The sequence below is a fragment of the Oerskovia sp. USHLN155 genome (assembly GCF_037145535.1).
Taxonomy (GTDB): Bacteria; Actinomycetota; Actinomycetes; order Actinomycetales; family Cellulomonadaceae; genus Oerskovia; species Oerskovia rustica.
The window spans coordinates 354,000-375,393 of the sequence record NZ_JBBCXG010000002.1 but is presented as its reverse complement, the minus strand read 5'-3'; the positions used below and the strand labels follow the sequence as shown (position 1 = coordinate 375,393).

At 73.5% G+C, this 21,394-nt stretch carries 17 protein-coding genes; 10 read left to right on the top strand and 7 right to left on the bottom strand.

Annotated elements, in window-relative coordinates; all coding sequences use genetic code 11:
* Positions 1-98: 98 nt before the first annotated feature.
* From WFH32_RS04655 to WFH32_RS04640, 4 genes are all read left to right on the top strand, one after another.
* On the top strand, positions 99-1,214 hold the full coding sequence (locus tag WFH32_RS04655) for an adenosine deaminase (RefSeq protein ID WP_191794386.1): 1,116 nt from the start codon (positions 99-101) through the stop codon (positions 1,212-1,214).
* A complete protein-coding gene (gene deoC / locus WFH32_RS04650; protein WP_191794385.1) occupies positions 1,211-1,918 on the top strand; it encodes a deoxyribose-phosphate aldolase in 708 nt (235 codons plus the stop codon). Before WFH32_RS04655 ends, deoC begins: the two co-directional genes overlap by 4 nt.
* Positions 1,919-2,034: 116 nt before the next feature.
* Entirely contained in the window at positions 2,035-2,847 is an 813-nt protein-coding gene (locus WFH32_RS04645; RefSeq protein WP_336706344.1) for a siderophore-interacting protein, read from the top strand.
* Positions 2,848-3,089: 242 nt separating this feature from the next.
* Positions 3,090-3,716 (top strand): DUF4352 domain-containing protein, encoded by a 627-nt coding sequence (locus WFH32_RS04640; RefSeq protein ID WP_191794383.1) that lies wholly within the window; start codon positions 3,090-3,092, stop codon positions 3,714-3,716.
* A 110-nt stretch (positions 3,717-3,826) separates the two neighbouring features.
* Here the strand turns inward: WFH32_RS04640 and WFH32_RS04635 are convergent, their stop codons facing one another.
* Together WFH32_RS04635 and WFH32_RS04630 are read right to left on the bottom strand one after the other, a co-directional pair.
* Positions 3,827-5,650, bottom strand: coding sequence for a phospho-sugar mutase (locus WFH32_RS04635; RefSeq protein ID WP_336706343.1), 1,824 nt, complete (start codon positions 5,648-5,650; stop codon positions 3,827-3,829).
* A gap of 1 nt (position 5,651) precedes the next feature.
* Positions 5,652-6,491: a purine-nucleoside phosphorylase gene (locus WFH32_RS04630; protein ID WP_191794381.1), complete on the bottom strand. Its 840-nt coding sequence runs from the start codon at positions 6,489-6,491 to the stop codon at positions 5,652-5,654.
* 119 nt (positions 6,492-6,610) lie between these two features.
* On the opposite strand from WFH32_RS04630, the gene WFH32_RS04625 reads away from it, so the two are divergent.
* Positions 6,611-8,050, top strand: a complete 1,440-nt coding sequence (locus WFH32_RS04625) for an NAD(P)H-quinone dehydrogenase (protein ID WP_404821984.1) — start codon at positions 6,611-6,613, stop codon at positions 8,048-8,050.
* 72 nt (positions 8,051-8,122) lie between these two features.
* Here WFH32_RS04625 and WFH32_RS04620 read toward each other — a convergent pair whose 3' ends face one another.
* Positions 8,123-10,861 carry an endonuclease/exonuclease/phosphatase family protein gene (locus WFH32_RS04620; RefSeq protein ID WP_336706342.1) on the bottom strand — a complete coding sequence of 913 codons (2,739 nt, stop codon included), beginning with the start codon at positions 10,859-10,861 and terminating at the stop codon, positions 8,123-8,125.
* A gap of 197 nt (positions 10,862-11,058) precedes the next feature.
* Between WFH32_RS04620 and WFH32_RS04615 the strand changes: the two genes are divergently transcribed.
* The 5 genes from WFH32_RS04615 to WFH32_RS04595 all read left to right on the top strand — a co-directional run bounded on the left by WFH32_RS04615 (position 11,059) and on the right by WFH32_RS04595 (position 17,616).
* Entirely contained in the window at positions 11,059-12,597 is a 1,539-nt protein-coding gene (locus WFH32_RS04615; RefSeq protein WP_336706341.1) for a CoA-acylating methylmalonate-semialdehyde dehydrogenase, read from the top strand.
* A gap of 40 nt (positions 12,598-12,637) precedes the next feature.
* Entirely contained in the window at positions 12,638-14,092 is a 1,455-nt protein-coding gene (locus tag WFH32_RS04610; protein ID WP_191794377.1) for an aspartate aminotransferase family protein, read from the top strand.
* On the top strand, positions 14,089-14,922 hold the full coding sequence (locus WFH32_RS04605) for a nitrilase-related carbon-nitrogen hydrolase (protein ID WP_336706340.1): 834 nt from the start codon (positions 14,089-14,091) through the stop codon (positions 14,920-14,922). Before WFH32_RS04610 ends, WFH32_RS04605 begins: the two co-directional genes overlap by 4 nt.
* Positions 14,923-15,029: 107 nt before the next feature.
* Positions 15,030-16,481 carry a dihydropyrimidinase gene (hydA, locus tag WFH32_RS04600; RefSeq protein ID WP_191794375.1) on the top strand — a complete coding sequence of 484 codons (1,452 nt, stop codon included), beginning with the start codon at positions 15,030-15,032 and terminating at the stop codon, positions 16,479-16,481.
* A 16-nt stretch (positions 16,482-16,497) separates the two neighbouring features.
* Positions 16,498-17,616 carry a TIGR03842 family LLM class F420-dependent oxidoreductase gene (locus WFH32_RS04595; protein WP_336706339.1) on the top strand — a complete coding sequence of 373 codons (1,119 nt, stop codon included), beginning with the start codon at positions 16,498-16,500 and terminating at the stop codon, positions 17,614-17,616.
* 39 nt (positions 17,617-17,655) lie between these two features.
* Here WFH32_RS04595 and efeB read toward each other — a convergent pair whose 3' ends face one another.
* Genes efeB through efeU form a run of 4 tightly spaced genes read right to left on the bottom strand, consistent with a single transcriptional unit; the run spans position 17,656 to position 21,192 of the window.
* Positions 17,656-18,924 (bottom strand): iron uptake transporter deferrochelatase/peroxidase subunit, encoded by a 1,269-nt coding sequence (efeB, locus tag WFH32_RS04590; protein WP_336706372.1) that lies wholly within the window; start codon positions 18,922-18,924, stop codon positions 17,656-17,658.
* Positions 18,925-18,936: 12 nt separating this feature from the next.
* Positions 18,937-19,086, bottom strand: coding sequence for a hypothetical protein (locus WFH32_RS04585; protein ID WP_336706338.1), 150 nt, complete (start codon positions 19,084-19,086; stop codon positions 18,937-18,939).
* Between the two features lie 13 nt (positions 19,087-19,099).
* On the bottom strand, positions 19,100-20,320 hold the full coding sequence (efeO, locus tag WFH32_RS04580; RefSeq protein WP_191794372.1) for an iron uptake system protein EfeO: 1,221 nt from the start codon (positions 20,318-20,320) through the stop codon (positions 19,100-19,102).
* Entirely contained in the window at positions 20,317-21,192 is an 876-nt protein-coding gene (gene efeU / locus WFH32_RS04575; RefSeq protein ID WP_336706337.1) for an iron uptake transporter permease EfeU, read from the bottom strand. The genes efeO and efeU overlap by 4 nt, the downstream gene beginning before the upstream one ends.
* Between the last annotated feature and the right edge of the window lie 202 nt (positions 21,193-21,394).

Sequence of the window (21,394 nt, the reverse complement as noted above, 5' to 3'; positions counted from 1 at the left end):
CGGGCACGAGCCGGGCGTGACGTACCCGTGACGCACCCGTGACCTGGGACCCGCACCGCCGTCGCGTGCGCCCGCCCCGCGCCCGGTAGCGTGAGCCCATGACCTCCACACCCTCCTCCGTGAGCGAGACCGTCGCGGCGATCGCCGCGCTCCCCAAGGTCGTCCTGCACGACCACCTCGACGGTGGGCTACGGCCGCAGACGATCATCGAGCTCGCCGCCGAGATCGGGCACGACCTGCCCGCGACCGACGCCGACGCGCTGGGCGCCTGGTTCGTCGAGTCGGCAGACTCGGGCTCGCTCGTGCGCTACCTCGAGACCTTCGACCACACGATCGCCGTGATGCAGACGCGCGAGGCGCTCGTGCGCGTCGCGCGCGAGTCCGTGCTGGACCTCGCGGCCGACGGCGTCGTGTACGCCGAGCAGCGGTGGGCCCCCGAGCAGCACCTGCGCGCCGGCCTGAGCCTGCAGGACACCGTGGACGCCGTCCAGGCAGGTCTGGAGGAGGGGGTGGCCCTCGCCGCCGCGCAGGGTCGCACGATCCGCGTGGGCCAGCTCGTGACCGCGATGCGGCACGCCGACCGCTGGCAGGAGATCGCCGAGCTCGCCGTGGCCAACCGGAGCAACGGCGTCGTCGGGTTCGACATCGCGGGCGCCGAGGACGGCTTCCCGCCCTCGCGCTTCCCGGGCGTGTGGCAGTACCTCGCGGACCAGAACTTCCCCGTGACGATCCACGCGGGCGAGGCGTCGGGCGTCTCGTCGATCGCCGAGGCCGTCCACCTGGGCCAGGCCTCGCGCGTCGGGCACGGTGTGCGCCTCATCGAGGACATCTCGTTCGACGAGCACCACGGCACCGCGGCCCTGGGCCAGCTCGCCCACTGGGTCCGTGACCACCAGATCCCGCTCGAGCTGTGCCCTGTCTCGAACCTGCAGACCGGTGCGGCGGGGACCTCGATCGCGGCGCACCCCATCACGCGGCTCAAGGAGCTCGACTTCGCGGTCACGCTCAACACGGACAACCGCCTCATGTCGGGCACGTCCATGACCCACGAGATGACGCTGCTCGTCGAGCAGGCCGGCTGGACGCTCGAGGACCTCTACGACGTCACGGCCACGGCCGCGTGGAGCGCCTTCATCCACCACGACGAGCGCCGCGCGCTCATCGACGACGTCATCCTTCCCGGTTACCAGGAGATCCAAGGAGCACAGCTGTGAGCACCCCCGGCACGTCCCCGCTCGACCGCGCGGCCCTCGCGCAGTTCGTCGACCACACCCTGCTCAAGCCCGAGGCGACCCGTGCGGACTTCGAGGCGCTCGTCGACGAGGGCGTCGCGCTCGGCGTCTACTCGGTGTGCGTCTCGCCCTCGGTCCTGCCGCTCGACGGCAAGGGTCTGAAGATCGCGACCGTGTGCGGGTTCCCGTCCGGGACGCACCACAGCGAGGTCAAGGCCGCCGAGGCGGCCCGCTCGATCGCCGACGGCGCGGACGAGGTCGACATGGTCATCGACCTGGGTGCTGCCAAGGCAGGCGACTGGGCGTACGTCCAGTCCGACATCGCGGCCGTCCGGGCCGCGGTCCCGGCCCCCAAGGTCCTCAAGGTCATCATCGAGTCCGCCGCACTCACGGACCACGAGATCGTCGAGGCGTGCCGCGCCTCGGAGGCCGCTGGCGCCGACTTCGTCAAGACCTCCACGGGCTTCCACCCGGCCGGCGGCGCCTCGACGCACGCGGTGTCCATCATGGCCGAGACGGTCGGCGGACGCCTCGGGGTCAAGGCCTCGGGGGGTGTGCGGACGCTCGCCGACGCGCTCGCCATGATCGAGCACGGTGCGACGCGCCTGGGCCTGTCGGGCACCGCCGCGGTGCTCGCGGGCTTCGACGGGGTCGAGCCGGCCGAGGGCGGCGCAGGGGGCTACTGACCTCTTCTCACGGACCGAGGGGTGGCCGAGCCTGGACGGGCGGTCACCCCTCGGCGCATCCGGGTTAGGCTAGCCTCACTTCGCCATCGCGGGCGGAGCGCACCCTGGAGGACCGAATGACCGACCCTGCCCCCCGCAAGCCCGAGCGCGTCGCGACCCACGCCGTGGTCGTGCGCACCGAGCGCCTCACACCGCACATGATCCGTGTGGTCCTCGGGGGAGAGGGGCTCGACGGCTTCGACCCCGGTCCGCACACCGACCGCTACGTCAAGCTGCTCTTCCCGGCCGAGGCCGGCCCCGAGGGACGCGTCCCCATGCGCACCTACACGATCCGCTCGTGGGACCCCGTCGCCCGCGAGCTCGCGATCGACTTCGTGGTGCACGGCGACGAGGGCCTCGCGGGCCCCTGGGCGGCCTCCGCCCAGCCCGGTGACGCGATGTCCTTCGTCGGTCCCGGCGGCGAGTACGCGCCGTCGGGTGCCTATGACTGGCACCTGCTCGTGGGCGACGAGAGCGCACTGCCCGCCATCGCGGCAGCCCTCGAGGCGATGCCCGACGGCGCGCCCGTCCTCGCGGTCGTCGAGGTCGCCTCCGCGGCGGAGGAGCAGGCACTCACGTCGCCCGGGGCGCTCGACCTGCGCTGGGTCCACCGTGACGCCCACCCCGACCGCGCGCCCGGCGACGTCCTCGTCGAGTCCGTCGAGGCGCTCGCGTTCCTGCCCGGGCAGCCCCAGGTGTTCCTGCACGGCGATGCCGGGTTCGTGCGTACGCTGCGCCGCCACGTGCGCCTCGACCGGGGCGTGCCCGTCACGGCGCTCTCCGCGTCCGGCTACTGGCGCCGCGGGCGCACCGAGGAGGGCTGGCGCGCCGAGAAGGCCGACTGGAAGGCCGCCGTCGCGCGTGACGAGGAGCCCGCGCTCCAGGCCTGACGGTTCCTCGGGGCCGCGCCGACGGCGGGCGGGTGTGCACGGCGGGCGCGCGCTCAGGGGACGCGCTCGACCGCGGTCGTGAGCGCGCCCGGGCCGGCTGCGGAGTCCCCCCTCCGGGTCCGCGGTCCTGGGCGCGTGTACGACTTTTGGTGCGCAGACCGTAGCCGGTCCGCCGACGCGCCCACCCGGTCCGAGGCGATGAAGTGGTCCCGTACGATCCGGAACCACGAGAGGCCCTCGCCATGCAGAACCAGCCCGACACCGAGCAGCCCTACCTGGGGCAGCCGGAGCCCGCCTCGCGGAAGTCGTCCTTCGACCGGCACAAGGTCCTCACGGTCTTCCTCACGAGCCTCGCGCTGATCGTCGTCGTGTCGGTCGTCGTGCCGACCCTCGGGGGCAGCGACACGCCCGCGGGGACCGCAGATGCGGCGGGCACGGCGGGCACGGGAGACGCCCCCGCCCCCGACGAGACCGTCCCGGGCCTCGGCTCGGCGGTGCGCGACGGGAAGCTCGAGTTCACGGTCACTGCCCTCGAGCCGGGGGTCACGCGCGTGGGCGACGAGATCCTGGGCGCGGACCCCCAGGGGCAGTTCGTCCTGGTGCACGTCTCGGTGACGAACATCGGGGACGCTGCCCAGATGTTCGACGCGAGCGCGCAGAAGATGCTCGACACCCAGGGACGCGAGCACTCGGCCGACCCCACGGCCGGGATCTACCTGGGGGACGCCAACAGCTTCCTCGACGACATCGACCCCGGCAGCTCGACCCAGGGTGTCGTGGTGTTCGACGTCCCGGCCGGCGCGGTGCCGGCGGGCGTCGAGCTGCACGACTCGTTCATGTCGGGCGGTGCGACGGTCACGCTCGGCTGACTGCCGGGGGCCCTGCCGCGCGCACGACGAAGGCCGTCGCCCGCTCCGTGAGGAGCGAGGCGACGGCCTTCGTCGTCAGGGGTGGGGTCGGCCGCCAGGACCGCCCGTCGTCAGATGCCGAGCGCCGCCGCCACGTCCGCCCGGACCTGGTCGAGGCGGGTCCGCGCGAAGGCGCGGGCTGCGGTGAGGTCGTCGTAGCTCGCGTCGGACGCGACCGGGACGATCACCTCGAGGTAGCACTTGACCTTCGGCTCGGTGCCGCTGGGGCGCACGATGACCCGGGTGCCGTCCGCGGACAGCAGCCGGACGCCGTCGGTCGGCGGCAGCCCGTCGAGCCCATCGGACAGGTCGACGACGTCGCTGACCCCCGAGCCCGCGAGCGTGCGCGGGGGCGCCGCCCGCAGCCGGGACATGGCCGCCGGGATCTGGTCGAGGTCGGTGAACCGGGCCGAGAGCTGGTCGGTCACGTGCAGGCCGTGAGCACGGGCCAGGTCGTCGAGCGCGTCGACGAGCGTGCGCCCCTCGGCCTTGAGGCGGTTCGCGAGCTGGGCCAGGAGCAGGGCGGCGCTGATGCCGTCCTTGTCCCGCACGACCTGCGGGTCGACGCAGTAGCCGAGCGCCTCCTCGTAGCCGTAGACCAGGCCGTCGACGCGCGAGATCCACTTGAATCCCGTGAGCGTCGCGGAGTAGCCCAGCCCGTGGCTGTCGGCGATCTTGCGCAGCAGCCGCGAGGACACGATCGAGCTCGCGAAGAACGGGGTCCCGTCCGCGCCTCCCGGCGCGTCCGCACGTCGGCCGGTCTCCTCGCCGAGCAGCGAGCCCACCTCGTCCCCGTGCAGCATGCGCCACCCGTTCGACCGGGCGGTCTCGGCCCCCTGGTACGTCCCGACGCGCGGGTCGTACACCGCGAGGGCGCACCGGTCGGCGTCGGGGTCGTTCGCGATCACCAGGTCCGCCTTGGCGTCCTGCGCGTACGCGAGCGCGAGGTCGATCGCGCCGGGCTCCTCCGGGTTGGGGAAGGCCACGGTCGGGAACAGCGGGTCCGCCTCGAACTGCTCGGCGACGCTGATGACGTCGGTGAAGCCCGCGTTCCCCAGGACCCGGTTGAGCACCTCGCCGCCCACGCCGTGCAGCGGGGTGGCGACGATGCGCAGGTCGCGCGCGGCGCCGTCGGACAGCCGGCCCACGGACTCGACGTAGCCGAGCGCGAGGTCGCGGCCCAGGACCGTCCAGCCGTCGGTCGCGCGGGGGACCTGCGCGGCCACGGGCGAGCGGTCGATCGCGGCTGCGATCCCGGCGTCGTACGGGGGCACGATCTGCGCCCCCTGGCCCGAGTCCGTGACCACTCGGCCGCCGAGGTACACCTTGTAGCCGTTGTCCGCCGGGGGGTTGTGGCTCGCGGTGACCATGACGCCCGCGTCGGCACCCAGGTGGCGCACCGCGTAGGCGAGCACGGGCGTCGGGAGGGCGGACGGCAGGATCGACGCCTCGACGCCCGCAGCCGTGAACACCGCGGCGCTGTCGAGCGCGAACGTGTGCGAGTGGTGCCGGGCGTCGTACCCGATGACGACGCGCGGTGTCTGCCCCGGCAGGGCGTCGCGCAGGAACGACGCGAGGCCCGCTGCGGCCCGGATCACGACCGCGCGGTTCATACGGTTGGGTCCCGCCGCCATCTCGCCGCGCAGGCCCGCGGTGCCGAACTGGAGCGTGCCGACGAAGCGGTCGCGCAGCTCGGCCCGTGCCCGGGCGCGCACCTCGTGGTCGCGCGGGTCGGGGGAGTCGGCCTCCGTGAGGAGAGTGCGCAGCTCGGCCTGGTCGGCGGGCTCGGGGTCCGCCTCGATCCAGGCCTCGACCTGCGCCAGGAAGGACGCGTGGCCCTGCCCGGCCTCGTAGCCGGGGTCGTCCACGTCGAGGTGGTCCTGGGGGTTCGTCATGTCACACCAGCTTCGCGATCTCGGCGAGCAGGGAGCTGATCCGGGGGCCGGCCGCCTGGCCGGCCTCGATGACCTCGCCGTGCGAGAGCGGCGTCGGGCTGATGCCCGCGGCGAGGTTCGTGACCAACGAGATGCCCAGCACCTCGAGCCCCGCGTGGCGCGCGGCGATGGCCTCGAGCGTGGTCGACATGCCGACGAGGTCCGCACCCAGGACGCCCGCCATGCGCACCTCGGCCGGGGTCTCGTAGTGCGGGCCGGGGAACTGGGCGTACACGCCCTCGCCGAGCGAGCCGTCGACCGACCTGGCCAGGTCCCGCAGGCGCGAGGAGTAGAGGTCCGTCAGGTCGACGAACGTCGCACCCTCCAGGGGGGAGGTGGCGGTGAGGTTGATGTGGTCGCGGATGAGCACCGGGGTGCCCGGGCCGTGGTCGAGGTTCAGGCCGCCGCACCCGTTGGTGAGGATCACGGTCTGCGCGCCGGTCGCCGCCGCGGTCCGCACGCCGTGGACGACGTGGCGCACGCCCTTGCCCTCGTACAGGTGGGTGCGCGAGCCGAGCACGAGCGCGTGACGGACCGAGCCGTCGGCGCGCTCGATCCGGATCGAGCGTGTCGTCGCGACGTGGCCGGCGACGGCGGGCTTGGAGAACCCGGGGATCTCGTTCGTGGGGATCTCCGCGACGACGTCGCCCAGGAGCTCTGCCGCCCCGCCCCAGCCCGACCCGAGCACGAGGGCGACGTCGTGGCCCTCGATCCCGGTGGCTTCGGCGATGTGGTCCGCAGCGGCGCGGGCCACGAGGAACGGGTCGGTCGTGGGGTCGTCGAGAGACAAGGTCGTCGTCATAGGACGAGGCTATCCGTTCTGACGCCCCGCGCCCCACGGAACGCCCGTCCTCGCCCCAGCGCGTCGTCCTGTCCGCATGCTGACACGAATGGCCCTCGGATGCTGACAGAATGGCACCTGTGACGAACGAGAACCCCGACCTGCAGGCCAGCCGCATCGTGATCCTGGGCGGTGGACCCGGAGGCTACGAGGCGGCTCTCGTCGCCCGTCGGCTCGGTGCCGACGTGACCGTCGTCGAACGCCAGGGCCTCGGCGGCGCCGCCGTGCTCACCGACGTGGTGCCGTCCAAGACCCTCATCGCGACGGCCGACTGGATGACCATCGCCGACCGCGCCGCCGACCTCGGCATCCGCCTGCCCGTCGACACGGCCAAGGCCGCGCACCCCGCGATGCGCCGCCACATGGTCGACCTCGACGCCGTCAACACCCGCGTCATGGCGCTCGCGGCCGCTCAGTCGGCCGACATCCACGCGCGTCTGGAGCGTGAGGGCGTGCGCGTCCTGATCGGCGAGGGGCGCCTCGAGGGTCCGTCGCGCGTGCAGGTCACGCTCCAGGAGGACGCGGCCGAGGTCTCGGTCGACGCCGACGTGATCCTCCTCGCGCTCGGCGCGACGCCCCGCGTGCTGCCGACCGCGATCCCCGACGGGGAGCGCATCCTCACGTGGACCCAGCTCTACAACCTCAAGGAGCTCCCTGAGCGCCTGATCGTCGTGGGCTCGGGCGTCACGGGAGCCGAGTTCGCGGGCGCCTACAACGCGCTGGGCTCCGACGTCGTGCTCGTCTCGAGCCGCGACCGCGTGCTGCCGGGCGAGGACGCCGACGCGGCCGAGCTCATCGAGGGGGTCTTCCGCTCGCGCGGCATGACGGTCATGTCCCGCACGCGCGCCGAGGCGGCCGTGCGTACCGACGAGGGCGTCGAGGTCACGCTCGCCGACGGTCGCGTGGTCAAGGGCTCGCACGTGCTGCTGGCCGTCGGGTCCATCCCCTCGACCGCGGGCATCGGGCTCGAGGAGGCCGGTGTGCGGCTGACCCCGAGCGGCCACGTGCAGGTCGACAAGGTCTCGCGCACCTCGGTGCGCGGCATCTACGCGGCAGGTGACTGCACGGGCATTCTGCCGCTCGCCTCGGTCGCCGCGATGCAGGGCCGCGTGGCCATGTCGCACGCACTGGGCGACGCCGTGAGCCCCATCAAGCTGCGCACGGTCGCCGCGAACATCTTCACGGCCCCCGAGATCGCGACCGTCGGGTACAGCGAGGAGAAGCTCAAGGAGCAAGGGTCCAAGTACGTGACCACGACGCTCCCGCTGGCCCGCAACCCGCGCGCCAAGATGCTCGGCATGCGCGACGGGTTCGTCAAGCTGTTCGCGCACCCCGAGGCGAGCGTCGTCCTGGGCGGTGTCGTCGTGGCCCCGCGCGCGAGCGAGCTCATCTTCCCCATCACTCTCGCGGTCGCGCACCGCCTCACGGTCGACGACGTCGCGGAGGCCTTCACGGTCTACCCGTCGCTGTCCGGGTCGATCGCCGAGGTCGCGCGCATGCTCCACCACCGCGAGGACTGAGGCGCAGGCCCCGCGGCCCCGACGGCGGCTCGGGACGTCGGGCGCCGAGCCGCCGGAGGCCGCTGCCCGCGGCTACCCGGCCGGTGCGGGCTCCTGCTCCTGCGCGGGACGCACCACGGTCACGAGCGGACGGTGGTCGGACGAGACGTCGTCCAGGACCCGGAAGCGCTCGAAGCCGAGGCCCGCGCCGAACATCCAGTCGATGCGGTGGCGTGGCGCGTCGGCGGGGGACGTGAGGTCGTCCGCGTTCCCCGCCTGGTCCTGCCCGCTCACGAGCCCCTGGGACTCGACCAGGGTGATCTCGTCCCAGTCGGGTTCGGCGTTGAAGTCACCCGCGAGCAGGTAGGCCCCCGCGACCGGCTCGGCCGTGAAGAGCGCGTCGAGCTGGTCGAGGCGGGTCGGGGTGTTCTCGCGGCGGTGCTGCAGGTGCACGGAGGTCACGCGCAGCCCGTCGGCCCAGGCGGCGCGCAGGTCGGTCCCGTCCGCAGGCGTGACGGTCGCGGAGATCGCGGACCGGTGCTGCGGACCTGCGCCGAAGGGCAGCGACGTCCGCGACACGTCGGAGACCGTGACGGTGTCCGGGTCCCAGAGGATCGCGTTCCCGAACTGGCGGTCGGCCGCCCCGACGAACGCGACCTCCATGTCGGTGGCGCGTGCGAGGTAGCTCGCCATGTCGATGCCACCGCCCAGCACCCAGCCGCGCGAGACCTCCTGGAGCGTCACGACCTGGGCGCCCGAGTCGCGGATCGTCGCGGCGACGTCGTCGAGCTCGACCGACGGCGTCGAGCTGACCCCGTAGTGCAGGTTCCAGTCGAGGACGACGAGGCCCTGCTCGTCGCCGGCCGCCGCCCCGCTCGCCGTCCGGTCCCCGGTCGGCAGGTCGACGAGCTGCACGGCGGCGCCGCCCACGGCCAGGACGGCGACCGCGGCCACGACGGGTAGCGCGACGCGCACGCTCGGCGGGGCGACGCGTGCAGCCGCGGCGGTGCCCGCGGCGGCCTGGGGCAGCGGGCCGGTGCGACGCAGCCCTGCGACCCCGATCACGAGGGCGACCAGGACCGGCACGGAGGCGTTGGGCACGGGCAGGGGCACGTCGTAGTCGAGCTGGTAGGCCAGGAGCGGCAGGATGAGCCCCAGCCCGACGGCGGTGCTCGCCCCGGCGAGGCGCAGCCAGCCGATCTCACGGGCCGGTCGGGTGAGGGCGTGCACGACGGCGTCGGTCGAGGCGACGGCGAGGCCGACGGCGCAGACCAGGAGCGCCCAGGCGAGCAGGTCGTCGAGCACCTCGGTCCGGCCGGGCAGCACGAAGACGACCAGGGCGAAGGCGACGAGCGCCACGAGGTCGGCCCACCGACCCAGGACCGACAGGACGACGTTGCCCCCGGGACGGCTCGACCGCGCGGTGCCCCGGACGGTCGTCAGCCCGACCATCAGGGCCATGACCACGACGGCTCCCGCGGCCACGGCCAGGGGGAGTCCGGTCTGCGACGCGATGAAGGCAGGGTTGCCGAAGACCATGACGCCCAGCGCGAGGTACGGGCCGAGCACCCAGATCCCGCGGGCCCCGGGGGCGGCGGGGTCTCGGCGCAGCAGCCAGGCCGAGACCACGGCCAGGCCGCCCAGCGCGAGGGGGGCCACCCAGGAGAGCAGACCGGTGCGCCAGTACGCGTCCCACGTCCCGTGGAGCAGGCTCACGCCCGCGGCGCCGAGGACGCCCAGGGACACGCCGAGGGCGACCATGCGCCCGTTCGCAAGAGGCGTCCAGGCGCCTCCCACCCTCTCGGGGGAGTCCTCGGCGGGCGACGGTCGGACGCCGCTCACGAACGCGACCACGATGACGAGCGTGGCCACCGCGAGCGAGGCGCCCCCGAGCCCCAGCCCGTAGCGGGCCGACCCGAGCGCCCCGTCCGAGCCGGCGGCGATCCCGAGCCCCTGCAGACCCAGCCGCCACCCGACCAGGGCGAGCACCGCGCCGAGCGTGACCCGCCCGGAGATCGGCAGTCGCGCGGCGATGATCGTCACGGCCAGCGCGGGAGCCGCGTACGTGATCAGTGCCGTCCCGGCGGCGACGGTCACGCTCGAGGCGAAGGCACGGTCGAGCAGGGGGCCGCTCGCCCGGATCATCTCGACCGCGAGCGCCGTGACGACGGTGAGCAGGAGCAGGCGGGCGGCGTTGCCGCGGCCGAGCCGTGTCACGTGCCGGGCCGCGTGGGAGAGCTGTCGACGGGTCGGGAACGGCGTCGACGAGCCGGCCGTGGCGCCAGGGGCCGTGGCGTCGGCGGTGTCGGCCGCGGCCTCGGTGGCGTCGGCGGAGGTCACCGCGCCGGTCGCGCCGTTCGTCGCGCCGGTCGCGCCACCGGTCGTCGACGGGGCGCGCGACGGGTCGAGCGGAGCCCCGGCGGACGCCGTCCGGCTCGGAGCGGGCGAGTCGGCCGCGTCCGGCTCGACCGCCGTGGGCGCGCCAGGCGCCTGTGACAGGTTCGGGGCGAAGCGTGCCGCACGCTCACGCCACGCCGACGGGGCCGGGGCGGTCTCTGTCGAGACCTCGACCCGCTCCCAGGCGGAGGCCCCGGCCGTGGTAGGCAGGGCAGACGTCCGGGGGCGCGCGGTCGGCAGCGCGCCGGTGGCGGGTGGCGAGTGCCAGGAGGTGTCCGCCTGGCGCACCAGGGCTGCCTGCTCGGCAGCACGTCGCTCGGCCCGGGTCATCGGCCGTGCGGGAGCGGGAGCGGGGTCCGGTCCGGGAGGAGGAGACCCTGCCGGGGTTCGCGGGTCGCCCGGGTCGTGGCTGCTCGTGGGGTGCTCGTCGGTCACGGCCCGACCGTACCCGGGCCCGGTGGCGCGATGACAGCGGCACGCACGGTGGGAGAGCGCCCCGGCACGCTTCACCCGGGCAGACCCTGCGATCTGTGATCGACCTCACACGAAAGGGGTCCTCGTGCCACACTGGGACTCAGTCGTCGACGACCCGGGCCGCCGTCCTGCGTGCCGCGCCCGGGAGGGAGGCCAGCATGACGAGCAGCACCCCCGAGAGGGCCCCAGGGGTGATCGGACACGTCGTGGGCGGCCGCCGCGTGGACGACGCGCACCGGTACGGAGCCGTCCACGACCCGGCCACCGGACGGGTCACGGGTCGCGTCGCCCTCGCCTCGGCGGCCGACGTGGACGCGGCCGTCGCCGCGGCGCTCGCGGCCTTCCCGGGCTGGTCCCGGACGGGCCTGTCGCGGCGCGTCGAGATCCTCTTCGCGTTCCACGAGCTGCTGCGCGGGCACCGGGACGAGATCGCCCGCCTGGTCTCGGCCGAGCACGGCAAGGTCGTGTCCGACGCCGAGGGGGAGGTCGCGCGAGCGCTCGAGAACGTCGAGTTCGCGACCGGTATCCCGCACCTGCTCAAGGGGGGCTTCAGCCAGCAGGTCTCGACCGGGGTGGACGTCCACGAGGTCAAGCAGCCGCTGGGCGTCATGGTCGGCATCACGCCCTTCAACTTCCCTGCCATGGTGCCGCTGTGGATGATCCCGACGGCGATCGCGTGCGGCAACACGTTCGTGCTCAAGCCGAGCGAGCGCGACCCGTCGGCGTCGTTGCTGGTCGCCCGGCTCCTGGCCGAGGCCGGGCTGCCCGACGGCGTCGTCAACGTGGTGCAGGGCGACCGGGTCGCGGTCGACCGGCTCCTGGAGCACCCCGACGTCGCCGCGATCAGCTTCGTCGGCTCCACGCCCGTCGCCCGCCACGTCTACGAGACGGGCACGCGCCACGGCAAGCGGGTCCAGGCGCTGGGCGGGGCGAAGAACCACCTGGTCGTCCTGCCCGACGCCGAGCTCGACGCCGCGGCGGACGCGGCGGTCTCGGCGGGCTACGGGTCTGCGGGGGAGCGGTGCATGGCGATCTCGGTCGTGGTCGCGGTGGGCGACGTCGCCGACGCCCTCGTCGAGGCGATCCGCACGCGCGTGGCGGGGCTCGTCGTCGGGCCGGGGAACGACCCCGCCTCCCAGATGGGGCCGCTCATCACGGCCGAGCACCGGGACCGGGTCGCGGCGCGCGTGGGCAGCGCGGTCGAGGAGGGGGCGGTCCTGGTCCTGGACGGGCGGGACGGGCCGCCCGTCGGACCAGGGCCGGACGGGCAGGACACGAGCGGCGGGTTCTTCCTGCGCCCGAGCCTCGTGGACCACGTGCGGCCCGAGCACACGGTGTACCGCGAGGAGGTCTTCGGGCCCGTGCTCTCGGTCGTGCGGGCCGAGACGTTCGACGACGCCCTGCGGCTCGTCAACGAGAACCCGTACGGCAACGGTGCGGCCATCTTCACGCGGGACGGGGGAGCCGCCCGACGCTTCGAGGTCGAGGTGCAGGCCGGCATGGTCGGCGTCAACGTCCCCATCCCGGTGCCCGTCGGCTACTACTCGTTCGGCGGCTGGAAGGGCTCGCTGTTCGGGGACACCCACATGTACGGCCCCGAGGGCATCCACTTCGCGACCCGGACCAAGGTCGTGACGTCGCGGTGGCCGGACCCCGCGACCAGCAGCATCGACCTGGGGTTCCCCCGGACCCGGTGACGAGGCGGACGAGCCGACGGACGAAAGGACGGCGAGCCGGATGACGGACGCAGTGCAGGGCACGGGACGGGCCGGACGGGACGACGCCCACGTCTTCTACTCGTGGTCGGCGCAGGAGCTGATCCGGCCCGTGACCATCGCCGGCGGTGAGGGCGCCTGGTTCTGGGACGAGAAGGGCACGCGCTACCTGGACTTCGCCTCGCAGCTCATCAACCTCAACCTGGGGCACCAGCATCCTGCGCTGGTGGGCGCGATCCAGGCGCAGGCCGGACGTCTCGCGACCGTCGCGCCGTCGTTCGCGAACCCGGTGCGCAGCGAGCTCGCACGCCTGATCGTCGAGCGTGCGCCGGGCGGCGCCGACGGCGGGCTGAACCGTGTGTTCTTCACCAACGGGGGCGCCGACGCCGTGGAGAACGCCGTGCGCCTCGCCCGGCGCCACACCGGTCGGCAGAAGGTTCTCGCGGCCTACCGGTCCTACCACGGCAACACGGGCACGGCCGTGACGGCCACGGGCGACCCGCGCCGCTGGCCCAACGAGGTGGACCCGGGCGTGCGGCACTTCTTCGGGCCCTACACCTACCGGTCGTCGTTCGGGGCCACGACCGACGCCGACGAGTGCGTCGCGGCGCTGCGCCACCTGCGCGAGGTCGTCGAGCTCGAAGGACCCGCGACGATCGCCGCGATCCTGCTCGAGACCGTGGTCGGGACCAACGGCGTGCTCGTGCCCCCCGACGGCTACCTCGCAGGGGTCCGCGAGCTGTGCGACGAGCACGGCATCCTGTACGTCGCGGACGAGGTCATGGTCGGCTTCGGACGCGTCGGCGAGTGGTTCGCCGTGGACCACTGGGACGTCGTGCCGGACCTCGTGGTCTTCGCCAAGGGCGTCAACTCGGGTTACGTCCCGCTCGGCGGGGTGATCGTGTCCGAGCGCGTCGCCGCGAGCTTCGACCGCACCCCGTTCCCCGGCGGGCTCACCTACTCGGGTCACCCGCTCGCGTGCGCGCCCGGCGTCGCGAGCATCCACGTGCTCGAGGAGCAGGGCATCCTCGACCGGGTCCGGTCGCTGGGCGAGCGGGTCCTGGGAGAACGCCTGCGTGACATGGCCGCGCGGCACCCCAGCGTGGGCGAGGTCCGCGGGCTCGGGTTCCTCTGGGCGATCGAGCTCGTCCGTGACCCCCTCACGCGCGAACGTCTCGTGCCGTTCCAGGGCACGCCCGAGCAGAACGCCCCCATGGCCGAGGTCGTCGCCGCGGTGACCGCGGGCGGCGTCTGGCCGTTCCCGCAGGTCAACCGCCTGCACCTGGCCCCGCCGCTCGTCACGTCGGTCGAGGACCTCGAGCACGGCCTCGACGTCGTCGACGCGGCGCTCGACGTCGCCGACCGGTACGTCGTCGAGCCGGTCCGGCACCGGCGCCGCACCGTGCCGACGGCGCCGTCCGCCGAGCACAACGGCCACCGCCCCCGTCCCGCCGCCCCACCCGAGGAGACCCCATGATCGTGCGCGCCGCCCTCACCCAGGTCCGCTGGACCGGCGACCAGGAGTCCATGGTCGCGGCCCACGAGCGGTACACCCGCCAGGCCGCCGACCAGGGGGCCCAGGTCATCTGCTTCCAGGAGGTGTTCAACGCGCCCTACTTCCCCCAGGTCGAGGACGCCGCGTTCTACTCCTACGCCGAGTCCGTCCCGGGCCCGACGACCGAGCGCTTCGCGGCCCTCGCCAAGGAGCTGGGCATCGTGGTCGTGCTGCCCGTGTACGAGCTCGAGCAGCCTGGGATCCTCTACAACACGGCAGCCGTGATCGACGCCGACGGCAGCTACCTCGGCAAGTACCGCAAGACCCACATCCCGCACCTGCCCGGGTTCTGGGAGAAGTTCTACTTCCGTCCCGGCAACCTGGGCTACCCGGTCTTCGACACCGCGGTCGGGCGCATCGGGGTCTACATCTGCTACGACCGGCACTTCCCCGAGGGGTGGCGGGCCCTGGGTCTCGCCGGAGCGACCATCGTCTTCAACCCGAGCGCCACGAGCCGCGGCCTGTCCAACTACCTGTGGCGGCTCGAGCAGCCCGCGGCGGCCGTGGCCAACGAGTACTACGTCGGTGCCATCAACCGGGTCGGGTTCGAGGAGCTGGGCTCGAACGACTTCTACGGCACGAGCTACTTCGTGAACCCCGAGGGTGCGTTCGTGGGCGAGACGGCCGACGCCTACGAGGAGGAGCTCGTGGTGCGCGTCCTCGACCTCGACCTGCTGACCGAGGTCCGCAACCGGTGGCAGTTCTACCGCGACCGCCGCCCCGACGCGTACGGCCCGCTGACCGCGCCCTGACGCCAACGTGACGGGCCCAGCCGGCCCGACGGCGCCGCACCCCGCACGGCGCCGCACCCCGCACCGCGCGGCACCCCCACCGACCGACGAACGAGAGGACGCACACCATGGCACTGACCCTCATCACGGGTGGCACCGTCGTCGGGCCCACGGGGCGCTCGCGCGCCGACGTCCTGCTCGACGGCGAGCAGGTCGCCGCCCTGCTACGCCCGGGCGACACGTCGCTCGGCGTGGACCTCGCCTCGGTCGCGCAGACCGTGATCGACGCGACCGGCAAGTACGTCATCCCGGGCGCGGTGGACCCGCACACCCACATGGAGCTGCCGTTCGGCGGCACGGCCGCCTCGGACACGTTCGAGACCGGGACGCGCGCCGCGGCCTGGGGAGGCACGACGACGATCGTCGACTTCGCGGTCCAGCGCACCGGCGAACGGGTCCAGGACTCCCTCGCGGCGTGGTTCGCCAAGGCCGAGGGGAACTGCGCCGTGGACTACGGCTTCCACCAGATCCTCGGCGGGGTCGACGACGACTCGCTCAAGGCCATGGACGAGCTCGTGGCCGAGGGCATCACGAGCTTCAAGCTCTTCATGGCCTACCCCGGGGTGTTCTACAGCGACGACGGGCAGATCCTGCGGGCCATGCAGAAGGCCGCGACCAACGGGTCGCTGGTCATGATGCACGCCGAGAACGGCATCGCGATCGACGTCCTCGTGCGCCAGGCCCTCGACCGTGGCGACACCGCCCCGTACTTCCACGGCACCACGCGCCCCTGGGAGACCGAGGAGGAGGCCACGCACCGTGCGATCATGCTCGCGCGCCTCGCGGGCGCCCCGCTCTACGTGGTGCACATGTCGGCCAAGCAGGCCGTGGCCACGCTCGCCCGGGCACGCGACGACGGGTGGAACGTGTTCGGCGAGACCTGCCCGCAGTACCTGTACCTCTCGCTCGAGGAACAGCTCGGGGCGCCCGGGTTCGAGGGCGCCAAGTGGGTCTGCTCGACCCCGCTGCGCTCGCGGGCCGAGGAGCACCAGGAGGAGCTGTGGCGCTACCTGCGCACGGGCGACCTGTCGGTCGTGAGCACCGACCACTGCCCGTTCTGCTTCAAGGAGCAGAAGGAGCTCGGGCTCGGCGACTTCTCCAAGATCCCCAACGGGATCGGGGGCGTCGAGCACCGCCTCGACCTCGTCTACCAGGGCGTCGTCGACGGGCGGATCTCGCTCGAACGCTGGGTCGAGCTGTGCTGCACGACGCCGGCGCGCATGTTCGGCCTCGGCGACCGCAAAGGGGTTCTCGCCCCGGGAGCCGACGCCGACGTCGTGGTCTACGACCCCGCCGGGCACACCTCGATCGGCTACCCCACGGACGCGGACACCGCGCGCGGGAACCGCAAGACCCACCACATGAACATGGACCACTCCGCCTGGGAGGGCTTCGAGATCGACGGGCACGTCGACGTCGTGATCTCGCGCGGTCAGGTCCTGATCTCCGGCGGCGAGTACCACGGCCACCCGGGGCACGGCCGGTACCTGCGTCGCAGCCACTCGGCGTACCTGAGATGACGGGCGGGGACCAGCCATGACCGCGACCGGCACGGCCGAGCGCCTCGACCTGGGCGTCGTCCTGCAGACCGACCCGCCCGCGTGGCGCGTCGTCGACCTCGCGCGACGCGCAGAGCTCCACGGCTTCAGCCACGTCTGGACGTTCGACTCGCACCTCCTGTGGCAGGAGCCGTACGTCATCCACTCCCAGATCCTGTCCGCGACCCACCGCGTGACCGTCGGGCCCATGGTCACCAACCCCGCGACGCGCGACGTGACCGTGACCGCGTCCACCTTCGCGACCCTCAACGACATGTTCGGCAACCGCACGGTCTGCGGGATCGGCCGCGGGGACTCAGCGGTCAGGGTGACCAACGGCAAGCCCGTGACCCTCGCCGAGCTGCGCACGGCCGTCACGACCATCCGAGGGCTCGCCGGCGGGCAGGCGGTCGAGCACCACGGCTCGACGCTCCACCTGCCCTGGGCCCCCGACAGCCGCACCCCCGTGTGGGTCGCCGCCTACGGCCCGCGCGCGCTGGCGCTCGCGGGCGAGGTCGGGGACGGGTTCATCCTCCAGCTCGCCGACCCCGACATCGTGGCCTGGTCGATCGACGCGGTGCGCCGGGCCGCCGAGCGCGTGGGGCGTGACCCGGCCGAGGTGAGCATCTGCGTGGCCGCGCCCGCGTACGTGACGGACGAGGCGTCGTCGGGCGGGGACGGGCCCGGGAACGTGGGCAGGCGTACGCTCGCCCACGCCTACGACCAGTGCCGCTGGTTCGGCGGCATGGTCGGCAACCACGTCGCGGAGATCGTCGCGCGCTACGGGGCGGGGGACAGCACGGGGACGGACGGCGACGGGGGGCCGAGCATCCCTCGGGCCCTGACCGACTTCGTCGCGGGCCGCGTCGACTACGACTACAACGAGCACGGGCGTGCGGGGAACACGCACACCGCGTTCGTGAGCGACGAGATCCTGGACCGGTTCTGCCTGATCGGGCCGCCCGCGCGGCACGTCGAGCGGCTGCTCGAGCTCAGGGCGCTCGGCGTCGACCAGTTCGCGCTCTACCTCCAGCACGACGCGAACGACGAGACGCTCCAGGCCTACGGCGAGCAGGTCCGTCCCGCGGTCCAGGAGGCGGGCCGGGTCCGCGGGTGACCGGGAAGCGCTCGGTGGTGCGTGGGCGCGGCGGACCGCTCAGGCGAACAGCTCCTGGCCCACGAACGCACCCTGGTCCCCGCCCAGCGTGGCCCCCTCGGCGACCCCGCGCGGCACGGCCCAGATCCCCGAGCCCGTGTGCCGCAGGTACTCGCTCATGAGGTCGTGCTTGGCGAGCGCGTTCTGCATGGGCACGTACTGCGTGGCCGGGTCGCGCACGTACGCGAGGAAGAAGAGCCCTGCGTCGAGCCTGCCGAGCCCGTCGGAGCCGTCGGTGTAGTTGTAGCCGCGGCGCAGCATGCGCGCGCCGCCGTTGCTCGTGGGGTGCGCGAGGCGCACGTGCGAGGCCGGGTCGATGAGCGGGGCGCCGCCGCGGCCCGCCGCCTCGAAGTCGGGCTCGGTGCGCTCCTCGCCGCCGGACAACGGAGCCCCCGACCCCTTGGTGCGGCCCACGATGGTCTCCTGCTCGCGCAGGGGAGCCCGGTCCCACGTCTCGATCGTCATCCGGATGCGGCGCGCGACCAGGTACGAGCCGCCCGTGAGCCAGTCGGCACCGTCGCCCGGTGCGACCCACACGTGCTCGTCGACCGCCGCCGACTCCTCGGACGTGATGTTGGCCGTGCCGTCCTTGAAGCCGAACAGGTTCCGAGGCGTGGGCTGGGTCGTCGTGGTCGACGACGTGCGCCCGTAGCCGAGCTGGCTCCAGCGGACCGACGCCGTCCCGAACGCGATGCGCGCGAGGTTGCGGATCGCGTGGACCGCGACCTGCGGGTCGTTCGCGCAGGCCTGGACCGCGAGGTCGCCGCCGCAGCGCGCGTCCTCGAGCATGTCGCCGGGGAAGTGCGGCAGGTCCGCGAGGAGGTCGGGCCTGCGGCCGTCGAGGCCGAACCGCGGCGTACCGTCCGCGGCCGTGAAGAACGAGGGGCCGAACCCGAAGGTGATCGTCAGGCCCGAGGCCGGCAGGTCCTCGGCCTCGCCCGTGTCGTCCGGCGGGGCGTCGTACGGCCCGGACATGGGCCCGAACTCCCCGGCGGGCAGGCCCTGCGTCATGCGCGAGGCCGCGAGGGTCCACGCGCGCAGCAGCGCGACCACCTCGTCGCGGTCCTGCGTCGTGACGTCCCACGTCGCGAAGTGCAGGCTGTCCTGGACCGGGGTCGTGATCCCGGCCTGGTGCTCGCCCGTGAACGCGAACGCGCCGTCGCCCTCGGCGGGGCCCGCGCTCGGCGCCGAGGTGCGGGCCGTGGCGTTCCCGGCGGCGAAGCCGCCTGCGAGCCCCGCCCCGGCCAGCCCGACGCCGGCCATCCCCAGGAGCGCGCGCCCCTATCGGGGGCGCGCCTCCAGAGGTGGCTCGGCCCGTCCCGAGGCGTCACCGGGAGCGGCGGCCTCGCGGGGTACGCCGGGGCTCTCGTGCTCGGGCGATCCGGTGTCGGGCTGGTCGGCCTGGTCGGGCTGGTCGGGCGTTGTCGTCATGGTGCGTCGATCCTCAGAGCACCACGGCGGCGGTGAGCTGCGAGAGCGGCTCGCTCAGCGAGTCGACGGCCTGCGAGAGCGCCTTGACCTGCTCGGGGGTGAGGTCGGTGTAGAGCACGAACCCGTCGCCCTGCTTCTGCTCGTCGAGCAGGCCCTGGAGCGTCGTGAAGCGGTCGTCGAGCGTCGCGGCGAGCTTCTCGTCCTTGGCCGCCACGACGTCGCGCAGACCGTCGTAGGCGACCTTGGCGCCGTCGACGTTGGCCTGGAAGTCCCACAGGTCGGTGTGCGACCAGATCTCCTCCTCGCCCGTGACCTTGCCCGTCGCGACCTCGTCGAGCAGCCCCTTGGCGCCGTTGCCGATCGCGGGTGCGTCGATGCCTTCCGCGAACGACGCCTCGTGCGTGCGGTCGAAGAGCTCCTGGGTGTCGGCGAGGAGCTGGTCGGCGTACTGCGCGCGCTGCGCGGGCGTCAGTGCCACGTAGGTCTCGCCGCCGTTGGCCTCGGGTGCGGGCTGCCACAGGTCCTTCTCGAGCAGGTGCCAGCCGGTCCACTCCTGGCCCTCTTCGAGGTCGGCCTCGCGCAGGTCCATCTTGGGGTCGAGGTCGCCGAAGGACTCGGCGACGGGCTCGATGCGCTCCCAGTGGACGCGCACCGGGGCGTAGAGCGCCTTGGCGGCCTCGTCGTCGCCCGCCTCGTACGCGGTCACGAACTCCTGGGTGCCCTCGAGGAGCTGCTCGGTCTGGTCCTTGACGTACGCGACGTAGTTGGTCGAGGCCAGCGCGACCTGGTCGGCGACCGCGCCCGTGGGCTCGACGTCCGCGCCCGAGTCGGTCACGGTGAAGTCGGAGCGGATGCCGTCGCCGATCATGCCGGGCTTGCACGCGGTGACGTACTGTCCGGCCTTGGCCGTGAGGACCAGGTCGCGGCTGATGCCCGGGCCGATGTTCTCGACCTCGGACACGATCCGCAGGCCGTCCTCGGCGAGCAGGTAGAACTCGGTCACGTCGTCGCCCGTGTTGGTCACGGTGAAGACGATGTTGCCCGAGGGGGCCTCGGTGGCCGAGAGCGTGCACGCGTCGGCCGACGAGTCGACCGTGAGCTTCGCGGAACCTGCCGCGGAGCTGCTCGCGCCGGCGGGGGCCGGGTCGTTGGGCGTGCAGGCGGCCAGGACGGGGACGAGCAGTGCGGCAGCGAGCAGCGGCGCTGCGGCGCGGGTGGCCCGTGAGCGGGTCATCGGTTTCCTCCGGGAGTCGTGACGGTGGGTGCCGGGGTGCTGGCCTGCGCGGGGGCACTGCTGCGAGGCGCGCTGAACCAGACGGTCCGGACGAAGAAGAACAGCGTGGGGACGAGGTAGAGCCACCAGGCGGCGAGCTCGAGCCAGGTGGTCGCGGGGGAGAAGTTGAAGACGCCCTTGAGGACCGTGCCGTACCAGCTCGACGGCGGGATCTGCGCGCTGACGTCGAAGGCGAGGTCGTGCAGCCCGGGCAGGATGCCGGCCTCCTGGAGGTCGTGCACGCCGTAGGCGAGCACCCCTGCGGCGACCACGATGAGGAACATGCCGGTCCACGCGAAGAAGATGCGCAGGTTGAGCCGGACGGCGCCCTTGTAGACGGCCCAGCCGAGCGCGACGGCGACGGCGAGTCCCAGCACCGCGCCGAGCAGCGGTCTGGTCGTGGTGCCCGTGGCCTGGGCGCCGGCCCAGAGGAACAGGGCGGTCTCGAGGCCTTCGCGCCCGACGGCGAGCAGCGCCATGACGACGACGGCCCACTTCCCGGCGGCCACGGCGTCGTCGAGCCTGTGCTGGAGGTCGGCCTTGAGGTGCCGGGCCGTCCTGCCCATCCAGAAGATCATCCAGGTGATGAGGCCGACCGCGATGATCGACAGCGTGCCGCCGATGGCCTCCTGGGCCTCGAACGTCAGCCCTTGCGGCCCGTAGGTCAGGGCCGCGCCGAAGCCGATCGAGACGGCCACGGCGACACCGACGCCGAGCCAGAGGAAGGGGAGCAGGTCGCGCCGGCCGGTCTTGACCAGGTAGGCGACGAGGATGCTGACGACGAGCGCGGCCTCGAGGCCTTCACGCAGGCCGATGAGGAAGTTGGCGAACACGGGAGTCCTTCGACGGGTCGCGGGGCGGGGGAGCCCGGGAGCCGGAGGCCGTGGCGGCCGGTGGTCGCAGCGGTGGGGCCCGGCCGACCTGGGACTCGCGTCCTAGTTTGGTAAGGCTTGCCTTCCTCCGCGAGAACAGTACTCCTGTCGCCGGTGTGCACGAACCCGTGGTCGCGTGACCCGCCCCACACGGCGGCGCTGA